Source organism: Streptomyces sp. NPDC053431 (genome assembly GCF_044544925.1).
Taxonomy (GTDB): Bacteria; Actinomycetota; Actinomycetes; order Streptomycetales; family Streptomycetaceae; genus Streptomyces.
Window position 1 is genome coordinate 1 of record NZ_JBITXX010000079.1, and the last position, 1,428, is coordinate 1,428.

General features: G+C 56.2%; 1 rRNA gene. It reads left to right on the forward strand.

The annotated features are described in order from the left end of the window. Positions 1-1,396: ribosomal RNA gene (locus ACIGXE_RS37740) — 23S ribosomal RNA — on the forward strand; the annotation flags it as partial. Positions 1,397-1,428 lie beyond the last annotated feature (32 nt).

Sequence of the window (1,428 nt, forward strand, 5' to 3'; positions counted from 1 at the left end):
TAGCCTGAGACCTGATGCCGAGCCGATTGTGGTGAAGTGGATGATCCTATGCTGTCGAGAAAAGCCTCTAGCGAGTTTCATGGCGGCCCGTACCCTAAACCGACTCAGGTGGTCAGGTAGAGAATACCGAGGCGTTCGGGTGAACTATGGTTAAGGAACTCGGCAAAATGCCCCCGTAACTTCGGGAGAAGGGGGGCCACGCCTGGTGAGGGAACTTGCTTCCTGAGCTGGGGGTGGCCGCAGAGACCAGCGAGAAGCGACTGTTTACTAAAAACACAGGTCCGTGCGAAGCCGTAAGGCGATGTATACGGACTGACGCCTGCCCGGTGCTGGAACGTTAAGGGGACCGGTTAGCTCTGTTTCGACAGGGCGAAGCTGAGAACTTAAGCGCCAGTAAACGGCGGTGGTAACTATAACCATCCTAAGGTAGCGAAATTCCTTGTCGGGTAAGTTCCGACCTGCACGAATGGCGTAACGACTTCTCGACTGTCTCAACCATAGGCCCGGTGAAATTGCACTACGAGTAAAGATGCTCGTTTCGCGCAGCAGGACGGAAAGACCCCGGGACCTTTACTACAGTTTGATATTGGTGTTCGGTTCGGCTTGTGTAGGATAGGTGGGAGACTTTGAAGCAGCCACGCCAGTGGTTGTGGAGTCGCCGTTGAAATACCACTCTGGTCGTGCTGGATGTCTAACCTCGGTCCGTGATCCGGATCAGGGACAGTGTCTGATGGGTAGTTTAACTGGGGCGGTTGCCTCCCAAAGGGTAACGGAGGCGCCCAAAGGTTCCCTCAGCCTGGTTGGCAATCAGGTGTTGAGTGTAAGTGCACAAGGGAGCTTGACTGTGAGACCGACGGGTCGAGCAGGGACGAAAGTCGGGACTAGTGATCCGGCGGTGGCTTGTGGAAGCGCCGTCGCTCAACGGATAAAAGGTACCCCGGGGATAACAGGCTGATCTTCCCCAAGAGTCCATATCGACGGGATGGTTTGGCACCTCGATGTCGGCTCGTCGCATCCTGGGGCTGGAGTCGGTCCCAAGGGTTGGGCTGTTCGCCCATTAAAGCGGTACGCGAGCTGGGTTTAGAACGTCGTGAGACAGTTCGGTCCCTATCCGCTGTGCGCGTAGGAATATTGAGAAGGGCTGTCCCTAGTACGAGAGGACCGGGACGGACGAACCTCTGGTGTGCCAGTTGTCCTGCCAAGGGCATGGCTGGTTGGCTACGTTCGGGAGGGATAACCGCTGAAAGCATCTAAGCGGGAAGCCTGCTTCGAGATGAGTATTCCCACCTCCTTGAGAGGGTAAGGCTCCCAGTAGACGACTGGGTTGATAGGCCGGATGTGGAAGCCCAGTAATGGGTGGAGCTGACCGGTACTAATAGGCCGAGGGCTTGTCCTCAGTTGCTCGCGTCCACTGTGTTAGTTCTGAAG